General features: G+C 67.6%; 16 protein-coding genes, 1 tRNA gene and 1 pseudogene. 13 read left to right on the forward strand and 5 right to left on the reverse strand.

Going from position 1 to position 20,352, the window contains the following annotated elements; genetic code table 11:
• Nucleotides 1–202: 202 nt before the first annotated feature.
• The gene (locus BLW38_RS10400) at nucleotides 203–3,079 is read left to right on the forward strand and encodes a DEAD/DEAH box helicase (protein ID WP_092817255.1); all 2,877 of its coding nucleotides are present in this window, start codon (nucleotides 203–205) and stop codon (nucleotides 3,077–3,079) included.
• A 46-nt stretch (nucleotides 3,080–3,125) separates the two neighbouring features.
• Here the strand turns inward: BLW38_RS10400 and BLW38_RS10405 are convergent, their stop codons facing one another.
• Nucleotides 3,126–3,419 (reverse strand): acylphosphatase, encoded by a 294-nt coding sequence (locus BLW38_RS10405; protein ID WP_092817187.1) that lies wholly within the window; start codon nucleotides 3,417–3,419, stop codon nucleotides 3,126–3,128.
• A 52-nt stretch (nucleotides 3,420–3,471) separates the two neighbouring features.
• On the opposite strand from BLW38_RS10405, the gene BLW38_RS10410 reads away from it, so the two are divergent.
• The 7 genes from BLW38_RS10410 to BLW38_RS10440 all read left to right on the forward strand — a co-directional run bounded on the left by BLW38_RS10410 (nucleotide 3,472) and on the right by BLW38_RS10440 (nucleotide 9,001).
• On the forward strand, nucleotides 3,472–4,917 hold the full coding sequence (locus tag BLW38_RS10410) for a phosphohexomutase domain-containing protein (RefSeq protein ID WP_092817188.1): 1,446 nt from the start codon (nucleotides 3,472–3,474) through the stop codon (nucleotides 4,915–4,917).
• 111 nt (nucleotides 4,918–5,028) lie between these two features.
• Nucleotides 5,029–6,507 carry an SLC13 family permease gene (locus BLW38_RS10415; RefSeq protein WP_092817189.1) on the forward strand — a complete coding sequence of 493 codons (1,479 nt, stop codon included), beginning with the start codon at nucleotides 5,029–5,031 and terminating at the stop codon, nucleotides 6,505–6,507.
• A gap of 50 nt (nucleotides 6,508–6,557) precedes the next feature.
• A complete protein-coding gene (locus BLW38_RS10420) occupies nucleotides 6,558–6,752 on the forward strand; it encodes a cold-shock protein (protein WP_021074435.1) in 195 nt (64 codons plus the stop codon).
• A gap of 224 nt (nucleotides 6,753–6,976) precedes the next feature.
• The gene (locus tag BLW38_RS10425) at nucleotides 6,977–7,432 is read left to right on the forward strand and encodes a hypothetical protein (protein WP_092817190.1); all 456 of its coding nucleotides are present in this window, start codon (nucleotides 6,977–6,979) and stop codon (nucleotides 7,430–7,432) included.
• Nucleotides 7,433–7,476: 44 nt separating this feature from the next.
• A complete protein-coding gene (locus tag BLW38_RS10430) occupies nucleotides 7,477–7,755 on the forward strand; it encodes a ribonuclease P protein component 4 (RefSeq protein WP_092817191.1) in 279 nt (92 codons plus the stop codon).
• Nucleotides 7,756–7,862: 107 nt separating this feature from the next.
• Nucleotides 7,863–8,108, forward strand: coding sequence for a YhbY family RNA-binding protein (locus tag BLW38_RS10435; RefSeq protein ID WP_092817192.1), 246 nt, complete (start codon nucleotides 7,863–7,865; stop codon nucleotides 8,106–8,108).
• Nucleotides 8,108–9,001: a mechanosensitive ion channel family protein gene (locus tag BLW38_RS10440; protein WP_092817193.1), complete on the forward strand. Its 894-nt coding sequence runs from the start codon at nucleotides 8,108–8,110 to the stop codon at nucleotides 8,999–9,001. Before BLW38_RS10435 ends, BLW38_RS10440 begins: the two co-directional genes overlap by 1 nt.
• Nucleotides 9,002–9,103: 102 nt before the next feature.
• Here the strand turns inward: BLW38_RS10440 and BLW38_RS10445 are convergent, their stop codons facing one another.
• On the reverse strand, nucleotides 9,104–9,730 hold the full coding sequence (locus BLW38_RS10445; protein ID WP_092817194.1) for a HalX domain-containing protein: 627 nt from the start codon (nucleotides 9,728–9,730) through the stop codon (nucleotides 9,104–9,106).
• 183 nt (nucleotides 9,731–9,913) lie between these two features.
• Nucleotides 9,914–11,410, reverse strand: a complete 1,497-nt coding sequence (gene guaB, locus BLW38_RS10450) for an IMP dehydrogenase (protein WP_092817195.1) — start codon at nucleotides 11,408–11,410, stop codon at nucleotides 9,914–9,916.
• Nucleotides 11,411–11,766: 356 nt separating this feature from the next.
• Between guaB and BLW38_RS10455 the strand changes: the two genes are divergently transcribed.
• The 4 genes and pseudogenes from BLW38_RS10455 (at nucleotide 11,767) to BLW38_RS16280 (ending at nucleotide 13,794) form a co-directional block, all read left to right on the forward strand.
• Nucleotides 11,767–11,967: a hypothetical protein gene (locus tag BLW38_RS10455; RefSeq protein ID WP_143040862.1), complete on the forward strand. Its 201-nt coding sequence runs from the start codon at nucleotides 11,767–11,769 to the stop codon at nucleotides 11,965–11,967.
• A pseudogene (locus BLW38_RS10460) lies at nucleotides 11,968–12,909 on the forward strand (DUF5794 domain-containing protein); the annotation flags it as partial.
• 393 nt (nucleotides 12,910–13,302) lie between these two features.
• Nucleotides 13,303–13,527 (forward strand): DUF5795 family protein, encoded by a 225-nt coding sequence (locus BLW38_RS10465; RefSeq protein WP_092817197.1) that lies wholly within the window; start codon nucleotides 13,303–13,305, stop codon nucleotides 13,525–13,527.
• 93 nt (nucleotides 13,528–13,620) lie between these two features.
• Nucleotides 13,621–13,794, forward strand: a tRNA-Trp gene (locus tag BLW38_RS16280).
• A gap of 365 nt (nucleotides 13,795–14,159) precedes the next feature.
• Here BLW38_RS16280 and BLW38_RS10470 read toward each other — a convergent pair.
• Together BLW38_RS10470 and BLW38_RS10475 are read right to left on the reverse strand one after the other, a co-directional pair.
• On the reverse strand, nucleotides 14,160–16,454 hold the full coding sequence (locus BLW38_RS10470; RefSeq protein ID WP_092817198.1) for an LUD domain-containing protein: 2,295 nt from the start codon (nucleotides 16,452–16,454) through the stop codon (nucleotides 14,160–14,162).
• On the reverse strand, nucleotides 16,451–16,948 hold the full coding sequence (locus BLW38_RS10475) for a LutC/YkgG family protein (protein ID WP_092817199.1): 498 nt from the start codon (nucleotides 16,946–16,948) through the stop codon (nucleotides 16,451–16,453). Before BLW38_RS10475 ends, BLW38_RS10470 begins: the two co-directional genes overlap by 4 nt.
• A gap of 222 nt (nucleotides 16,949–17,170) precedes the next feature.
• Here BLW38_RS10475 and BLW38_RS10480 point away from each other — a divergent pair, with 222 nt between their 5' ends.
• Nucleotides 17,171–20,350, forward strand: a complete 3,180-nt coding sequence (locus tag BLW38_RS10480) for an FAD-binding and (Fe-S)-binding domain-containing protein (RefSeq protein WP_245710159.1) — start codon at nucleotides 17,171–17,173, stop codon at nucleotides 20,348–20,350.
• Nucleotides 20,351–20,352 lie beyond the last annotated feature (2 nt).

Here is a 20,352-nt window from a genome sequence, read left to right on the forward strand (position 1 = left end):
GGACGGCGCGAGGTGGCCGTGCGACGCGTTTAATCGGCTCGATCCCGAAGATTCGTCGATGTCCGAGCCCTCGTTGTCCGGCGACGTGCAGGATGCTGCCGGCGATTCGGACGCCGACGTCGCCGACGGACACGACGACGATTCTCACGACGCCGGCGCGGATCGCGACGGCGATGCGGATCGAGACGCCGAGACGGAGGGACTGGACGCGTTCGCTCGGCTCGGCCCCGCGATCCGGGAGGCGCTCTCGGAGCGGGGGTTCACCAGACCGACCGAGCCGCAGCGGAAGGCGATCCCGCCGATCGCGGCGGGGCGGAACGCGCTCGTGCTCGCGCCAACCGGCACCGGGAAGACCGAGACGGCGATGTTGCCGGTCTTCGACCGGATCGTTCGCGAGCGAGCGGAGCGTGCGAACGGAACGTCCCCGGAGGGGATCGCGGCGCTGTACATCACGCCGCTGCGCGCGCTCAACCGGGACATGATGGGCCGGCTGGAGTGGTGGGGCGAGGAACTCGACCTCGAGATCGCCGTTCGACACGGCGACACGACCCAGTACGAGCGGTCGAAGCAGGCCGACGACCCGCCGGACGTGCTCATCACGACGCCCGAGAGCCTGCAGGCGATCCTGACCGGGTCGAAGATGCGACAGGCGCTCGCGGACGTGGCACACGTAGTCGTCGACGAGGTCCACGAGCTCGCCTCCGCCAAACGCGGCGCCCAGCTCACGATCGGGCTCGAGCGCCTCCGCGAACTCGCAGGGCCGGTTCAGCGGATCGGCCTCTCGGCGACGGTGGGATCCCCCGAGGAGGTGGGACGCTTCCTCGTCGGCTGCGGGAAACGCGACCCCGGTCGGAACGGGGACCGGGAGTTTGCGGTCGTCGAGGTGGAGGCCGGGACACGCGTGGACTTCGAGGTCGTCAGCCCCGCGATCACCGAGGAGGACGAACGCCTCGCGGGGGCGCTGGCGACGACCGAGGAGATCGCGAGCCACGTCCGAACGATCCGCGACGTCGTGGCCGACAACCGGTCGACGTTGGTGTTCGTCAACACCCGGCAGACTGCGGAGGCGCTCGGGTCCCGGTTCAAGGCGCTGTCGGATGCCGGGATCTCGGTCGAGATCCACCACGGATCGCTTTCGAGCGACGTTCGGGTCGACGTCGAGGACCGGTTCAAGACGGGCGAGATCGACGCGTTGATCTGTACGTCCTCGATGGAGCTCGGGATCGACGTCGGGCGCGTCGACCACGTGGTTCAGTACGGGAGCCCCCGTGAGGTGGCCCGGCTGCTCCAGCGCGTCGGGCGCGCCGGCCACCGGAGCGACCGGGTCTCGCGGGGAACGGTCGTGACGAGCGATGCGGACGACGCGCTCGAGGCCCTAGCCATCGCCCGCCGGGGGACCGTGGGCGAGGTCGAACCCGCGAACATCCAGTACGGCAGCCTCGACACCGTCGCCAACCAGGTCGTCGGGATCGTGATGGACCTCGGTGAAGTCCACGCCCGACGGGCGTACCGGATCGTCACGAGCGCATACCCGTTTCGCGACGTGGACGAGGAGACGTTCCAGGAGGTGGTCCGCGAACTCGACGGGAACCGCGTCGTGTGGCTCGAGGAGGAGACGGACACGATCGAGAAGTCCGGCGGCTCCTGGCAGTACTTCTACGCGAACCTCTCGATGATCCCCGACGAGGCGACCTTCGAGGTCTACGACCTCTCCTCGCGGCGGCAGATCGGGACCCTTGACGAGCGGTTCGTGCTGGACTTCGCCGGCCCCGGCGAGACGTTCATCCAGCGCGGTGAGATGTGGCGGATCACGGACGTCGACGAGGAGGAGGAGCGCGTGAACGTCTCCCCGATCGAGGACCCCGGCGGGGAGGTCCCCGCCTGGGTCGGCTCGGAGATCCCCGTTCCGAAGCCGGTGGCCGGCGAGGTCGGACGGATCCGCGCCGAGGTCGCGGATCGACTCGCCGACGGGGTTCCACCGGCGGCGGTCGCTCGTGGGCTGTCCGAGCGGTATCCGGCCGACGAGTCGACGATCCTGGACGCGATCGACCCGATCGTCGACCACGTCGACGCCGAGCAGCCGCTGCCGACCGACGACCGGATCGTCGTCGAGGGGCTCGGCCGGTCGATCGTCGTCAACGCGGCGTTCGGCCACCGGATAAATGAGACGCTCGCGCGTCTGCTCTCGGCGCTCGTCGGCCAGCGGACCGGGTCATCGGTCGGGATGGACGTCGATCCGTACCGGATCGAACTGGAGGTGCCGTCGTCGATCGACCCCGGAACGGTGATCGAGATCCTGGAGGAGACTGACCCGGACCATCTGGCGTCGTACCTCGAACTCGCGTTGAAGAACGCCGACACGCTGGCGTTCACCCTCGCACAGGTGGCGGCGAAGTTCGGCACCGTGAAGCGGTACCAGGAGGGATCCGGCCGGTTCGGCGGCAATCGCCTTCTGGCCGCCCTCGAGGGGACGCCCGTCTACGAGGAGGCGGTCCGGGAGGTATTCCACCAGGACCTCGACGTCGCGGGGGCCGCGACGGTCCTCGACCGAATTCGAGACGGGACGATCGACCTCGCCGCGGCTCGGGAACGAACACCGATCGGATCCGCCGGGGAGTCCTCGGGACGGGAGTTCCTCGTGCCGGAGAACGCCGACGCGGACGTCATCGAAACGGTCCGCGAGCGCATTCAGAACGACCGGATGCTGCTGTGCTGTCTCCACTGTCAGGAGTGGACCCGGCGGACGCCGGTCAGGCGGATCCGGGACCAGCCCGCCTGTCCCGAGTGCGGGTCGACCCGCGTCGCCGCGCTCAACCCGTGGGACGAGGAGACCGTCGCCGCGGTCCGGGCGAACGAGCGGGACGACGAGCAGGAGCGACTCACGGAGCGCGCCTATCGATCGGCGAGCCTGGTGCAGAGCCACGGCAAACGGGCGGTGATCGCGATGGCCGCCCGCGGCGTCGGCCCGCACAACGCCGCCCGGATCATCTCGAAACTCCGCGAGGACGAGTCGGAGTTCTACCGCGACATCCTCAAACAGGAGCGCGAGTACGCCCGCACGCAGTCGTTCTGGGATTGAGACGCCGCCGAGATCGGAGCCGTGCCAGTGCCGAGACCGCGCCGAACTATCGTCGGATCTCGAACCCGTCGATCCCGGTCGGATCCTCGTACGTCACGGCGACGTCCTCGACGGTCGCGCGCGGACTCCCCTCCTGGCACCACTCGACCAGCGACTCGACCGCCTCCGGGGATCCCTCGAAGACGGCCTCGACGCGACCGTCATCCAGGTTTCGGACCCAGCCATCGACGCCGTGTTCGCGTGCGGTGTCCCTGGTGGTGGCGCGGTAGTATACGCCCTGTACGTGGCCGGAAACGTGGACGTGTGCGCGAACGCGGTCCTCGGCCCCTCGATCGCTCATCGTCGGATCGATGACCAGCGGAGTCTTATAAGTGGCGCCGTGACACCCCGGTATGAACCTGTTCGGAACGGCGGGGATCCGTGGCGACGTCGACACGTATGTCACGCCCGAGCTCGCGCTCGCGGTCGGCGGCGCGGTCGCCGAGACGATCGTGGAGGGCGCAGTGGCCACCGAGGGAGCGCTGGACCCGGAGATCGTGGTGGCCCGTGACGGCCGCGTGACGGGTCCGGCGCTGGCCGACGCGATCGCGGCGGGTGCCGCCGCCGGGGGCGCGCGCGTTCGACGCGCCGGAATGCTTCCCACGCCCGCGCTCGCGTTCGCGTCACGGGGCCGGTACGGGATCGCCGTGACGGCCTCCCACAACCCGCCACACGACAACGGGATCAAGCTCTTTCGCGACGGCGTCGAGTTCGACCGCGACGCTGAGGCGGCGGTGGAGACGCGCGTCGCCGAGGGCACCGGATCCGCCGACTGGAACCGGTGGACGGAGCCGGAGTCGGTCGCCGTACTCGAGGAGTATCGGGAGGCCGTCGCCGCCTATGCCCGAGGGTTCGGCGCGCCGCTCGACGGACTTCGGATCGCCGTCGACTGCGGGAACGGGATGGCCGCGCTGGCGACGCCGGCCGTGCTCGGCGACCTCGGCGCCGAGGTCGTCACGCTCAACGGGAACGTCGACGGCCACTTCCCCGGCCGCGGTAGCAAGCCCACCCCCGAGACGCTGTCCGACCTCCGTGCGTTCGTCGCGGACGCCAACGAGGGAATCGAGAACCCCGGTCGGCCGGGGACCGATGCAGGATTCGCGTTCGGGATCGGGCACGACGGGGACGCCGATCGGATCGTGATCGTCGACGCGGACGGGGAGATCGTCCACGAGGACACCGTTCTCGCGATCCTCGCCGAGCGGTACACGCGCACGAGCGAGGCTGCGGATCCGGTCGTGGTCACGACGCCGAACGCCTCGGGCCGGATCGACGAGCGCGTCCGGGAAGCGGGTGGTCGCGTCGAGCGCGTCCGCCTCGGCGCGCTTCACGAGGGGATCGCTGCCGTCCGGGAGGCGGCGTCCGAGCGTGAGGAATCCGGCGACGTCGCGGTCGCCTTCGCCGCGGAGCCGTGGAAACACACCCACACCCGGTTCGGCGGCTGGATCGACGGCGGCTGTTCGGCCGCGGTGTTCGCTCGGCTCGTCGCGGCGGAGGGACTCGACGCGCTCCGTGCGCCCGTGACCGAACGCCCCTACCGGAAGGAGAACGTCGACTGTCCGGACGAGCGAAAGGAACCGGCGATGGACCGCCTCGCAACCGCGCTTCCGGAGGCGTTCCCGTCGGCCGACGTCTCCACGGAGCACGGCGTCCGCCTGGAGTTCCCCGACGCCTCCTGGGTGCTCGTTCGGCCGTCCGGCACCGAGCCCTACATCCGGCTGTACGCCGAGAGCGACGACGTCGACGACCTCGTCGCTGAGACGCGATCGGCGATCGAAACCGCCGTCACGTCGGTCTAGCGGCACCACCGCGTTCGGGCGACCGCACGGGACGGGTGCGTCGGTCCGACGAAGTCACAACAGGCAAATAGCCGGTTCACACAGGAGTCAGGTACGGGGCCCCTCGGACACATGACGGAGTCGACCACGTCGGACGCACGCTCTCGGCCGACACGAACGGAGATCCTGTCGATCGTCGTCGCCTGTGGCTGTCTCGCTGTAGCCGTGCTGTTTCAGCCACCATCCGGACTCTCCCGCTCGGGGCTGATCGCGCTCGGGATCTTCGGGTTCGGGCTGGTGCTCTGGCAAAGTGAGGCGGTACCCCACGTTGTCACCAGCCTGCTCGTGGTCGGCTTTCTGTACGCGTTCGGAACGGTATCGACCTTCGAGGCCGCTGCAACCGGGTTCGCGTCCACGCTCTTCTTCTTCTTTTTCGCGCTCCTCGTGCTCGGACACGCCATCTCCAAGGTGGGGCTGGATGCGCGTGTGGCCCGTCGCCTGTTGGCGTCCGCTTCGACGCCGCGGGCGTCGTTCCGGCAGACGAGTCGGTACGTGCTCGCGTTGTCGTTTCTGATGCCCTCAGCGCTGGCCCGTATGGTCGCATTCACGCCGATCATCGAGGAGGTCGCCGACATCTACGACCTCGATGCGGATCACCCCTTTCGCACCTCGTCGTTCCTGCTGTTGGGCCAGCTCAACCCGATCGCCTCGATGTCGTTGATGACCGGCGGCGGACTCCCCATCATCGGAGCACAGCTGATCCAAACGTCCGGATACACCATCAACTGGATCACCTGGGCGCTGTACATGATCCCGCCGGCGGTGTTCATCTACGTCGTCGGCGTGATCAGCCTCGAGTGGCTCCATCCGATAGCATCCGACTCCGGACGACGCACGACGGACGGGGACGGACGAGCCGGAACCGACAAAGACGGACGACCCGAGACTGACGGGGACGGAGCGGTCGACGACCCGGAGCCGATCACGCGCGACCAGTGGGCGGTCGGGCTCGTGATGGGCGCCACGTTGCTGTCGTGGGCGGCCAGCCCGTTCCTCGGGATTCCGACGGTCCTTCCGGCGATCGTCGCCGTCGGCGTGTTGTCGCTTCCCGCCGTGGGCGTCCTCGACGTCGAGGACATGACCGAGGTCAGTTGGGGCGTTCTGTTTCTCATCGGCGGAATGTTCTCGTTGATCGACGTGCTCGAGGCGACGGGCGCGTTCGAATGGCTCGTAGCTGTCGGGTCGGCAGTGATCCCCTTCGGCGCTTTCGCACCCGCAACGATCGTCATCGTCCTCCTCGCGCTCGTGCTCGGGATCCGGCTGTTGTTTCCGAGCGGGTCGGCGTGTCTCATCGTCGTCGTCCCGATCCTGGTCACGTTCGCTCGCACCTACGACCTGAACGGGCTCTTCCTCTCCCTCTCGGCAGTGGTGGTCGCCGGATCGACCGTGCTCGTCCCCCTCCACGTTCCGCCCGCCCTGTTGGCGTTCAACCGGGGACACGTGGATACCCGGGAGGTGTTTGCCCTCGGCGTCGTGACGATCCTCGCCGCGATCGTCGCGATCGCGGGCGCGTGGCTCGTGTATTGGCCCCTCGTCGAGGCCGTACTGTGACACGCACGGCCCAAACGTTTATTTGCTGCTTATGCGTGTATTGAAACGCGATGGCGACAGGTACAGTGGCCTTCTTCAACGACACCGGAGGCTACGGATTCATCGAGAGCGAGGACGCGGACGAGGACGTTTTCTTCCACATGGAGGACGTCGGCGGCCCGGACCTCGAAGAGGGACAGGAAGTCGAATTCGAGATCGAGGAAGCTGAAAAAGGGCCGCGGGCGACCAACCTCACCCGTCTCTGAGGCCGACCAGCGACGTCGATCGAGTTCGCGTTTTTCCCGACGGGCGACACACGCGGCGTAGCGACGGCGCCGTGATCGACGTGCCGTGATCGGCGCGTGGCGTTTTATAAATACATACGCGCGAAACCGACTGACTGCGCGTCGATCGCGTGGCTGTCTCACTCACGGGGCGTCGATCGGTCCCGAGAAACAACGCTTTTCGGACGTGGTCCCGAAGCCGGCCTATGGCAGACGACGAGTCCACGGACGCGGACGAACCGGCTGACGCCGATGGATCCAACGGGGCCGACGGGGACGGCGAGGAAAAGTCCTTCCGCGAGCGGGTCGAGGAGATCCGCGAGCGACGCGAACAGGAGCGCGAGGAGGGCGAGGGTGACCGACCGAGCCCCGAGGAGATGATGGGTGGCGGTGGCGGCCCCGGCGGGATGGGCGGCGGCGGCAACCCGTTTGCACAGATGATGTCCGGAATGATGGGCGGCGGCGGTCCGGGCGGCGCTCCAGGCGGGATGGGCGGCGGCCCCGGCGGTGCCGCCGGCGGACCCGGCGGTCGTCCCGGTGAGGGTGGCGGCGACGACGTCGGCAACGAGGAGCTCGTGCGCGAAGTCCGTCAGCTCCGCGATGAGGTCCGCGATGCGACCCGACAGCTCCAGCGCATCGCGCAGGCGCTCGAGGACGACTAGGCCGGCTTCGCAATACCTTTTTCCGGTCGTCACGCGGGTTCGATATGGGCATTCCCGAGGAGCGCATCGAACGGCTGCTTCCCCTGGCCCGTGAAGCGATCGTCGCGGGCGAGCACGATCGGGCCCGCACGTACGTCCGCCGCGCGAAGCGGATCGCCGAGCGCAATCGGGCCCGCCTTCCTCGGGAGTTCGAACGCAAGACGTGTTCCGATTGCGACGTCTATCTCCGCCCCGGCGTGACCGCCCGCGTTCGGACGCGCACGAGCCGGGTCGTCGTTCGGTGTCTGGAGTGTGGCGCGACACACCGGTATCCGTTCTCCTAGTCCACAGTGTGGCCGGGCTTCGACTCGATCGCTTTCCCCGTGTGTCACCGTCACGGTCGGCAGTCGAAGCCTCAAGTTTCAACTAGTGGCGGCGTTTGCGTGGGTATATGACGGACCAAGAGCTCCGGAAGCAGGCACACGACCTCGACGTTACGGTGTGGGTCGGCAAGGCCGGGATCGACGCAGTCGTGGACGAACTCGCCGACCAACTCGACGACCGCACGCTCGTGAAGGTCAAGTTCCTTCGGTCGGCCCGTGGCGGGACCGACACCGCGGAACTGGCCGGGGAGCTGGCTGCGGCGGTCGACGCCGAGCTGATCGAGACGCGTGGGAACACGGCGGTGTTCCACTGATGGGGATCCCCGCGCAGGTGGCACCGATCGCCGACGTGCTCGCCCCGGTTACGGGCGACGCGATCGCGGAAACACTGGCGTCCGCGATCGTCTTCCTCGCCGTGATCACGATCGTGTTCGTGGGGAACCGGGCACTCCTGTCGCCGCTCGTGGAGCGAGTTCTCGACGAACGGGGAGTCGAACCGCACGCGCGCCGGCCCCTCACCAAGATCGCCTCGATCGTCGTCCTGTTTGCCGGGATCGCGATCGCGTTTGGACTCGCCGGCTACGGAAGCTTCCTCCGGTCGCTTGCGACGATCGCCGCCGCGGCGACGCTCGCGATCGGCTTTGCCCTGCAGGAGGTCATCCGAAACTTCGTCGCCGGCGTGTTCATCTACACCGACCGGCCCTTCCGCATCGGTGACTGGGTCGAATGGAGCAACGGCGACTACTCGGGCGTCGTCGAGGACATCTCCTTTCGGGTCACACGGATTCGAACGTTCGACAACGAACTGCTGACCGTGCCGAACTACGTGCTGACGAGTGGCGTCGTGAAGAATCCGGTCGCCAAGGACACCCTCCGGCTGAAGTTCCTCTTCGGGGTCGATTACGAGGACGACATCGACCGTGCGACGACGATCATCATCGAGGAGGCCGAAAAACGGGACGACATCCTCGCCGACCCCGCACCGTCAGTTCGGCTCACCGAGTTGGGAGACTCCTTCGTCGGGCTCCAATCGCGGATCTGGATCGACAACCCCTCGCGGGCGGACTTCGTCAGAACTCGTGGCGAGTACGTCACGGCGGTGAAGCAACGCTTCGACGAGGAGGGTATCTCCATTCCGTTCCCGCAGCGAACCGTCTCCGGGCGCGGCGCGTGGGAAGAACCGCCGGCCTTCGGGGATGAGGCCTGATCGATCGGTCGTGGCGCGAACCGCGTTTTGAGTGAGAACGAACCGCGTTTTGAGTGAGAAAGTGGATGGCGCGCGCCGTCGTCCGCGTGTGAGGTCGCCCGCTTACGCGTCGTCGGCGTCGGGATCCGTCAAGTCCTCGATCGACGCGTCATCCGGCGTTCCATCGCCGAAGCCACGGAACAGCGTCTCGAAGTCCGTGTGTGAGTCCAGGCTGGTAACCGCATCATCGAGGTTCTCCTTGAGCGCGTCGAGGTCCGTGGCGAGCTGCTGGTACTCCGTGCTCTCCTCGAGGGCGGCCTGGCTCTTTTCGGACTCCAACAACGCCTTCTTCGACGCCAGCGAGAAGAACTCCTGGACGCCGGCGTCGTACTGGCTGCGTTCGTAGAGCTCGTCGACCGTCTCTCGGAGGGCGTCCTTCGTGACGGGCTTGACGAGGTAGTCGTCGAATCCCATCGCGACGATGTCGAAATCCGGCTCGACAGCGGTCACCATCGCGACGCGACAGTCGATCCCGCGATCACGAACTGTCTCGAGCACCTCGTCACCGGACAGGCCGGGCATCCGTCTATCCAGCAGGATCACGTCGATGTCCTCATCGAGAGCATCGAGTGCCTCCCGACCGCCGTACGCGGTACGGATACGGTACTCATCGCCCAGCCACGCGGCGTACAGGTCTGCCAGGTCGGGCTCGTCCTCCACGACGAGGACGAGGGGAGGTTCCTCACTCATAGGTCATCGAGATCGCGACTGAGTCGCTCGTTCGGGTGTGTGTCGTCACGCTATATCAAAATACCCCTTGTCGATCGATATCGCCGGTACTCGAGGGGCCGATCGATGGGGATGGATCCACGTTCGTGATCGGAAGCGGGTGGGTCACAGTGGGTACGGATCCGGGCGACCCCCGAACCGGCGTTACTCGTTCGGGCTGTAGTTCGGTGCTTCGTCGGTGATCATCACGTCGTGGGGGTGGCCCTCGGTCTGGCCGGCCGCGGAGACGCGCACGAACTCGGCGCGCGATTTAACCTCCGGGATCGTCTCGGCGCCGACATAGCCCATCCCGGATCGCATTCCGCCGACGAGCTGGTAGAGTTCGGACGCGATCGATCCCTTGTACGGCGTCGCCGCCTCCACGCCCTCGGGGACGAAGTCCTCGTCCTCGTCGGCGTCCTTGAGGTACCGATCGCCGCCGCCGGACTGCATCGCGCCGACCGATCCCATCCCGCGGTACTGCTTGTACTTTTTGCCGTTCATCGTGATGACGCGGCCGGGCGCCTCGTCGGTTCCGGCGAAGTAGGAGCCGAGCATCACCGCGTCCGCGCCGGCGGCGATCGCCTTGATCGCGTCGCCGGAATACCGGATCCCGCCGTCGGCGATGACCGGCACGTCGGCCGCCGACGCGACGTCGGCGACTTCGGAGACAGCGGTGATCTGGGGCATCCCGGCACCGGAGACGACGCGGGTCGTACAGATCGATCCCGGTCCGATCCCGACCTTGAGTCCGTCCGCGAAGTCGGCGGCCGCCTGGGCCGCCTCGCGGGTCCCGACGTTCCCGACGACGACGTCGGCGTTGACGCTCTCCTTGATCGCCTCGGCGGACTCGAGAACGTCCAGGTTGTGGGCGTGGGCACAGTCGATGAAGAGGACGTCGGCACCCGCTTCATCGGCCGCGATCGCGCGCTCCTCCTCGAAGGGGCCAACCGCGACGCCGGCCAGCAGCCGACCGTCCTCGTCGCGGGCGGCCTGTTCGTGTTCGCGCCGCTGGAGGATCCCCTGCATCGTCACGAGCCCCACGAGGCGGTTCCGGTCGTCGACGACCGGCACGCGCTCGATCTTGTGGTCGTACATCAGCTCGAGCGCCTCTCGAGCGGTCACGTCCTCGCCGGCGGTGATGACCTCGTCGGTCATCGCTTCCCGGACCGCGTCCTCGTCGCCGACCTCGAGGTACGGCCGGATGTCGGTCCCGGAGATGATCCCGAGTACGGCGTCGTCCTCGTCGACGACCGGCGCGCCCGAGACGCCCTCGCGCTCCATCGTGGCGTCGGCCTCCCGGACGGTCATCTCCGGCGTCACGGTCACGACGTCCTCACGCCGGATGACGAGCTCGTGGGCGCGCTTGATGCGCTCGACCTCCTCGGCGGTCTCCTCGACGGTCATGTTGCGGTGGAGGACGCCGATCCCGCCCTCGCGGGCCATCGCGATCGCCAGGTCGGATTCGGTGACGGTGTCCATCGCCGCCGAGAGCACGGGAACGTTGATATCGACGTTTTTCGAGACGCGACTCGAGACGTCGGCCTCGTCGGGCTCGACGCGACTCTCCTTGGGACGCAACAGCACGTCGTCGAAGGTCAATGCCTCTGGCACACGAAGCTTCTCGGAGAAGGGCCCGGTCGTTGGATCGTCTGTCGCCATATAAACCGTCATCGCGTCGCCTGCAAAAACGTTGCGAGTCCGCATCGACGTGCAACTGTATCACACCCACGGTCGGGATCTGTACACACGGACGGATCAGACAAGGAGGATCACACACGATCACGCGGGTCGGAGCACGCCGGTATATCGGACCGATGGGTCACGAACTCCCGAGGCGTGGACGGGGGCACCGACGACCCCGAACACACGCTGTGGCAAAGCATCCTCCCCGCCAGCAAATAACTGTCCATTCGATCAGAAATATCGAAATAATACGTGATCGTCACACGCGATCGGCGTCGTATGCGAACGTCACTCGCACAACGTTTATGCTCCCATACTCAGTAGATATGCGTATGGACTCCGACAGTTCCGCCAGTATGAGTGTTGCCGGGCAGCCGAGCGTCGCCGTCGACGCGAACGCGAATGCCGGCACATTTACATTTACTGGCAACTGCTCGGACCGGTCCGGCTTCGACGCCACGATCCAGCGGATCGACCATCGTGGATCGGCCGGATACTGCCGTTTGCCCCACGGTCAGGGCGTACCTGCCTGAATGAGCGTCTCCCAGCACCCCGTCGCACTCCGGCTGGAACGCCAGGTTGGCGGTGCAACCAAGCTGTTAGCCACGGTGATGGCGCTCCCGCTCATCGACGGGATCTTCCCGGCGCTCGTGTTGGCCGGCGCGCTGTCGACGCCGGTTGGCATCCTCGAGACGGGCCTGCTGATCTTCGGCGGCTCCGCGACGATGGCGGTCATCCTCGCGGAGATGGACGGCACCCGACGTGAACAGGTCACGTCGGTGTTGCTCATCGGCGCACTTATCGTGCCGCTTGCCGCCCTGCAGGCTGCGATCGCCCCGACGCTTGCGGGTCTCCTCGATCTCGAAGTCTTCCAGCGGTTCGCAGGACTCGTCATCCTGACGATCGCCGCCAAGACGGCCTCCGCGAAGATCGGTGACGTGCTCCCGTCCCCCAGCGTCATCATCGCTCTCGGCCTCGTCGCGAGCATCTCGCCCGCGGGAGCCGAGTTAGCGTTCTCGAGTGACCCGTCGATCGTCGCCCGCGGCGCCGCGGCGGCGGCGGTCGGCGTCGGCTTCGCGCTGTTCGTCGCCCTCGCGGCTCCCCAGCTCCGGGGCCACGTCAACATCGACCGCTTCCGCTTCGGCTCCGCCGTGGCGCTTGGCGTCCTCGCGCTCCCCATCCTGGGGATCCTCCAGACGGACGCGCCGATCGCCCTGGCGGTGCTCGTGGTTACGGGCCTGTTCGCCTACGATCCCGACGCCGATCCGTCAGTGACGGCAAGCGGTCGCCGCGGCGACCTCGGCGGCGGTCCCGACGATCCCGACGGTGGTGCGGGCGACCGCGGCGACGCCGAGAGGGCCGACGACCGGGACGTCGAAGGGCGCAAGGAACCCCGCAGCGAGCCCGACCCGCTCCCGATCGACGTCCCCGAGGCGCCGGACCGGATCGCGGGCGTGGACCCCTCGCTCGTCGCCGTCGACGTGAACGCCCACGGCGCCGTCCCGCGCCCCGCCCCCAACGGCGGCTCGGCAGGCGTCGTTGCCGACCGCGACCCGGCGAACACGCCCCGTTCGCCGTCGGCGTTCGGGCTCTCGGAGGCCGACGACGGCGTTGGAGTCGACCACGATTCGGGGGCCGACGACGCCGAGGATGCCGGTTCCGATATGGCCGACAACGCCGAGGATGCCGGTTCCGATATGGCCGACGACCCCGATGCCGACCCGGCATACGCCGACGGCGACACGGGCGCAACCCGCGCGCCGTGGTTGTAAACCGCGGTCGTCGACCGGGTCGACCTAGTTGAGCAGCCTGCCCGGCGGCGATGGCTCGACCGTCGTGTTTTAGGGAGCGCCCCGCCAGGAACGTGTATGAGCAACCGTGTCGTCCAGGGACGAATGGTGACGCCGGAAACGTTGGCGGAACTGATCGAGGGAGAGTCGGTGCTCGAGGCGGAGTCGATCGAGGACGCCGACGAGAACTGTCCGGCGTGTGGCGGCGACGTGATCCAGGTGGGCTACATGCCGTCGGTGACCGAGTTCGTCGTCGGCCGGAAATGCCAGGAGTGCGACTGGGCCGCCGACGATCGCGACTGATCCTCGACGTCGATCACGACCGATCGCCCGCGGTCGGTCGAACCGGATCGAAACCCCTTTAGCGAGACCTCGGTAACGGTGGAACGCGAGAACGGGGCTGTGGCCAAGCCAGGCATGGCGACTGACTCCAGAGGTGACGCCCGGTGACGAACTCCAGACTGATATACCGAGCGGGCGACTGATCATCGCCCGTGTTGACGACGTTCTGGAGTACCGAGGCAAACCGGAGATATCAGTCGATCGGGGGTTCAAATCCCTCCGGCCCCACTTCACCAGTTCTCAACCGCTCAGAGTGGCGAACACAGGTATTTCAGCGGGTGTCTTATAAAGTCTTTCGGCGTGATCAGAGCCGGTAATCATCCCCCGATCGACTCCTGAACCCCACCGTGTGTCGAAAATCTGGTACTCTCCTATCGGCAAAATCTTTCGGTAGTGGAATAGCCGTTAACGAACCAACAACTCACCGAAAAAGGATTCAGAACACAGAGGGGTTCAGCGTGCGGCAAGAAGATGGCGTGCGCGAGTCTACCGAAGCTCGTCGTACTTCTCCAACACCATATCGAAGTAAGGTTTCCGCTCTTTCTCCGCCTCCTTCTCCGACGCTCCCGACTCTCCACGTGCCCGCCGCAACGCTACCGGCTCGCCGAGTCCGGCGGCGCGAGCAGTTCGATCGGGTGCCGTGCGGGACGATCGAGCAGAGCGTCGAGCTGCTCGCCACAGGACGTTCCCGAAGCGACGAGCGTCCGGTCGGTTCCGCCGAAGTCCTCGACGAGGGGTTCGCCGACGTCGATGCTCAGTTCGTAGTACTCCGTTTTATACCCGAACGATCCGGCCATTCCGCAACACTCGGTATCGGAGGTGCGGACGTCGTAGCCGGCGCGCTCGAGCACCGTGAGCGTGTACACCTCGAGATCGAGCGTGCGGGCCTGGCAGTGCGGGTGGTACGCCAGTTCGCTGGTCCGGGTCGCGTCGTCGCCGCCGACGAGCGCGTCGATCGACGCTCCGTTCTCAAGCAGGCCGTAGACGTACTCGAGGACCTCGTAGCTCGCACCGGCGAGCCGCTCGAACGCGGCGGGTTCGAGGAACCGTTCGTACTCCGAGCGGATCATCGCGAGGTCGCTCGGCTCCACGACCACCACGTCGCGATCGGCGTCGACGTGTTCCGCGAGCGCGGCATACAGGTCGTGGGCACGTTCCTCGGCGGTCGCGACCATCCCCTGAGAGAGCGGCGGCCGGCCGCTCGGCGGGAGGGACGGCACCCGTACGTGGACGCCGAGTGCCTCGAGCGCCCGGACCGCCGCCTTGCCGCGCTCGACGTCGACGTAGTTGGTATAGGTGTCCGGGTAGAGGATCGCGTCGCGGTCGGCGTCGGCGAGCGGAATCCGGGCACCCCCGCGGCGGTCGAACCACTCGACGAGGCTCTCGCTCGCGAACGTTGGGAGGTCCCGCCGCCGATCGATCCCGACGACGCGTTCGAGGGCCGCCCGGACCGGTCCGGCGTCCGCGAGCCGGTTGGCAAGCGGCGCGGTTCGGTGGCCCCATTTCGCCAGCGTCGCGAAGTCGCCGACGAACCGCTTGCCGAGATCGAGCCCTGCGGGCTCGGCGTCGGGAGCCAGCCCGTCGGGGAGGAACGCGAAGTCGCTCGCGTCCGCCTTCCGACGGTTGATGCGGTCCCGAACGACCGTGTTGATCCACGGGATGTCGATCTTCACCGGGCAGGCGGGAACGCACCGGGAACAGCCGGTACAGAGGTCGTTGAACTCGCCGGCGACATTGAGTCCCTCGATTCCCGCCTCCCAGCCCCCGGCGATCCCGCCGGTGTAGGTCTCGCCCCCGAAGACGTGGCCGCCGACGCTCTGGAAGTTGCCACAGGAGTTGGCGCAGGCGCCACAGCGAACGCAGTACAGCGTCTCACGGAGGTCCTCGTCCTCGCGCATCGCCAGCCGGCCGTTGTCGATCAACACGAGGTGGAACTCGCGGTCGGGGTTCGCGGTCGTTCCCTCGTCATCGGGCGCCGACAGCGGCTCGTCGGGCGCATCGAAATCCGGCACCGGCGAGGCGACTGGCGGGGTCAACAACGAGGTGTACGCCGACAGCTCCTGCCCTGCCCCCGCCCGCGACAGCAGGTTCAAAAACGGCTCCAGATCCTCGACGGTCGGGACGATCTTCTCGACGCCCGAGACCGCGATGTGGGTGTCCGGGGTCGACGCCACCTTCCGCGCGTTCCCCTCGTTGGTGACGAGGGCGAGCGACCCCGACTCGGCCACCACGAAGTTCGCGCCGGTCAGTCCGACGTCGGCCTCGCGGATCCGCTTGCCGAGCATCTCGCGGGCGAACGCCGTGAGTTCGGTGGCCGTTTCAGGCGGATCCGCGGGGTCGAAGACCTCGGCGAACAGGGCGGCTATCTCCGCCCGGTCCTTGTGCATCGCCGGGCCGATGAGGTGGGAGGGTGACTCCTCGGCGAGCTGTATCACCCACTCGCCGAGGTCGGTCTCGACCGGTTCGACGCCGGCGGCCTCGAGCGCGTCGTTGAGGTCGATCTCCTCGGTCGTCATCGATTTCGACTTCACCACGGTTTCGGCGTCGCCGACGGTCTCGACGATGTAGCGGTTGGCGTCCGCCGCGTCGTCGGCGACGTACAGGTGCCCGCCGTTCGCCTCGACGCTCTCCCGAAGCCGATCTACGAGGTCCGGCAGGTTCTCGATCGCGTCCTCCTTCACCGCGCGGGCGCGCTCCCTGAGGGTTTCGTACTCGGGGAAGTCCTCGGTGACGGCCTTTCGGCCCGCGTTGTGTTCACGAGTATGCTCGGCGATCGCGTCGCCCTCCTCGCGCATCGCCTCGCGGATGCGTGCGGTGCGGTCCGCCCGTTCGTCCCGTCCCGTTCGGTCGCCCCGTTCCGTTCGGTCGCCTTGGCCCGCCCGGCTCATCGTCCCGCCTCCACGAGAACGACGTGGACCTCGCCCGGACCGTGTGCGCCCACGACCAGGCTCCCCATATCGGCGGTCGCGCTCGGGCCGGTCGCGATCACCCCGGATCCGCCCGCGCGGAGATCCGGACCGAGGCGGTCGATCGCCGTCGCGACGTCCGACACGAGGTCCTCGGTACGCAGGACGGCGACGTGGCGTTGTGGGTAGAGGCTCACGAGTTCGGTTCCAGCCCGATCGCTTTCGAGGTGGACGCTCCCGGTTTCGGCGATGCCGAGAGTTGCCGGCGTCACGCCGGTCTCGGCCGTCTCGAGGTCGCCGTTCGTGGGGCGGTCGATCACGTCGGGCGGGAGCGTGAGCCCCTCCGGAAGCGGCACCCCGATCGTCTTCCCGTCGGCCGCGTCCGCGATCGCGTCCGCACACGATCCGGGAGTCGTCCGCGTGACTGCGACGTCGAGTTCGGACAGCGACTCGCGGAACGTCGTTTCGATCGACATACGGAACCTTGGCGGGAGGGTGTGTTAAATGGTCACGGTCGGGTCGGCGTTCGGGAGCCGTCGACGTCTCGTCACCCCATCCCGTGATCGATTGGCGAGCTCGTCGACCTGCGGACACCTCGTCACCCGAACGCCTCGTCATCCGGACGACCCATCGTCCGAAAGCGGCGAAACCGATGTGAGTCAACTATCCTTTATACGCGGAGCGTCCCACCGGGAGGTATGAGCAAACGCGCGAGTGCGATCACACCGAATGACATGGATCCCCTCGTCGACGCCGACTTCGATTACCAGGGCGGGGACGTAGAGCGCCCCGAGCTGCTGGCTGCACTCGAGGAGCGCGTCGACGGAGAGGTGCGCTTCGACACCTACACTCGACAACTGTACGCCACCGACGCGTCGGCCTACGAGGTCACCCCGATCGGCGTCGTCTTCCCGCGGTCGACCGCGGACGTCTCTCGGGTGACCGCCTACTGCTTCGCCGAGGGGATCCCGGTGCTTCCGCGTGGGGGTGGTACCTCGCTCGCCGGCCAGACGGTCAACGAGGCGGTCGTCCTCGACTTCTCGCGGTTTATGGATGATGTGCACGGGATCGACGTCGACGCACGGACCGCGACCACGGACGCGGGCGCCTACATCGGCGACCTCAACCGGGCGCTTGCGCCCGAGGGATTGAAGTTTGCGCCCGACCCGGCCTGGCGCGACAAATCCGCCGTCGGTGGCGCGATCGGGAACAACTCGACCGGCTCACACTCGCTGGTCTACGGCAAGACCGACCATTACGTCGAGGAGGTCGAGGCGGTGTTGGCCGACGGCACCGTGACCACCCTCGGTGAGGTAGCTGTTGAGGACCTCCGCGAACGTGCCGATGGCGTCGATCTCGACGAGACCCTCGACCTCGAGGCGGCGATCGAGGGGAAGCCTCCGGAGACGGCGACGGGAACGGACGCGGAGACGGCGACGGGAACGCGGGCGAGCGAGGGGGCAGAAACCGATCGCGACGTCGACCTTGAGGACCGGATCGCGGCGGCCGTCGTCCGGATCATCGACGAACAGGCCGACGCGATCGACGACCGGTATCCCGAGCTGAAGCGCAACGTCTCGGGCTACAACCTCGACCGTCTACTCGCGGAATATCGCGGCGACTACGGCGAGGCGGGCACCGTCAACCTCGGCCGGCTGCTGGCGGGTAGCGAGGGGACGCTCGCGATCGTGACGCGGGCCACCGTCTCCCTCGAGGAGATCCCCGAGACGAAGGCCGTCGCGCTGTTGACCTACGCGGACCTCGTCGACGCGATGGAGGACGTCGCCCCGATCCTCGAACACGACCCTGCCGCCGTCGAGGTGATGGACGACGTCTTCCTGGACCTGGCCGCCGACACGGAGGAGTTCGGCGACGTCGTCGGACTGCTTCCCGAGGGAACCAACGCCGCGCTACTCATCGAGTTCTACGCCGAGAACGACGAACAGGGTCGCCGAAAGGTCGCCGACCTGATCGCCGACCGCGTCCCGGACGGCGACCCCGAGGCCGACCCGAGCGACGGGGCGGCCGACGTCACGAACGTTCCACACCAGGCGGTGGCCGCGATGGAGGCTCACGACGAGGCCGACCGGAACCGATTCTGGAAGATGCGCAAGGCGGGGATGCCGATCCTGCTCGGCCGGACCTCCGACGCCAAGCACATCTCCTTCATCGAGGACTGTGCGATCCCCCCCGAACACCTACCCGAATACACCCGCGAGTTCCAGCGAATCCTCGACGAACACGACACCTTCGCCACCTTCTACGCCCACGCGGGCCCGGGCGTGCTGCACGTCCGCCCGCTGGTGGACACGAAGACCGTCGACGGCGTCGAGACGATGGAGTCGCTGGCCGACGCCGTCTCCGACGTCGTCGTGAGCCTCGGCGGGTCCATCTCGGGCGAGCACGGCGACGGACGCGCCCGGACCCAGTGGAACCGGAAGCTGTACGGCGAGGACCTCTGGCGGTCCTTTCGGGAACTCAAGACCGCCTTCGACCCCGACTGGCTGTTGAACCCTGGCCAGGTCTGTGGCGACGTCTCAATGACCGAGAACCTCCGCTTCGGCCCCGACTACGAGTACGACGCCGGCTTCGATCCCGCCCTCGAGTGGACGAACGAGAACGGGATGCAGGGGATGGTCGAGCTCTGTCACGGCTGTGGCGGCTGTCGCGGCCCTCAGGAGACCACCGGCGGCGTGATGTGTCCGACCTATCGGGCGGCCGAGGAGGAGATCCAGGCCACCCGCGGCCGGGCCAATATGCTGCGGCAGGCGATGTCCGGCGATCTCCCCGAGGACCCGACCGACGACGAGTTCGCGACCGAGGTGCTCGATCTGTGTGTCGGCTGTAAGGGCTGTTCGAAGGACTGCCCGAGCGAGGTGGATATGGCCAAGCTGAAGGCTGAGGTGACCCACGCTCGCCACCAGGAACACGGCTCGAGCCTCCGCGACAAGCTGTTCGCGAGCATCGAGTCGCTCGCGCCGATCGGGTCGACGTTCGCGCCGATCGCGAACGCGCTCCCGAAGCTGCCGGGCGCCGGCTGGGCGATGGAGAAGACGGTCGGGATCGCCGCCGAGCGCGACCTCCCACAGTTCCGCTCGCAGAGCCTGATCGACTGGTTCGAGGCCCGCGGCGGAGCCGCCGTGCCGGCCGCGGAAGCTGCCGAGCGCGTCCTCTTGCTCCCCGACGTCTACACCACGTATATGCACCCTGCGGCCGGCAAGGCCGCGATCCACGTGCTCGAGGCCGCCGACTGTCACGTTGCGATCCCGGACGTCGACGGCAGCGGCCGACCTGCGTACTCGAAGGGGTTCATCGATCGCGCACGTGAGACCGCCCGCGGGACGGTCACGGCGGTCGCCCCGAAGGTGGCCGAGGGATGGCACGTCGTGAGCGTGGAGCCGTCCGACGCCGTGATGCTCCAGTCGGATTACCTCGACATCCTGGGCAGCGACGAGGAGGACGTCGTCCGCGTCGCCGAGAACGCCTACGGGATCTGTGAGTTCATCGACGCGTTCCGGCTCGACGACGATCTCGCGTTCGACGCGCCCGCCGAGTCGCTGGCGTATCACGGCCACTGCCACCAGAAGTCGACGACGAAGGACCACCACGCGGTCGGCGTCCTGCGGCGCGCCGGCTACGCGGTCGATCCCCTCGATTCGACCTGCTGTGGGATGGCGGGCTCGTTCGGCTACGAGGCAGAGCACCTCTCGATGAGCGAGTCGATCGGCGCGATCCTCGCCGATCAGGTCGACGGCAGCACCGGCGAGACCGTCGTCGCGCCCGGCGCCTCCTGCCGGTCACAGCTCGATCACCTCGACGTCGAGACCGACGGCGAACCGCCGCACCCCATCGAGAAGGTCGCAGCGGCGCTGGCGTAGAT

The sequence above is a fragment of the Halopenitus malekzadehii genome (genome assembly GCF_900108505.1).
Taxonomy (GTDB): Archaea; Halobacteriota; Halobacteria; order Halobacteriales; family Haloferacaceae; genus Halopenitus; species Halopenitus malekzadehii.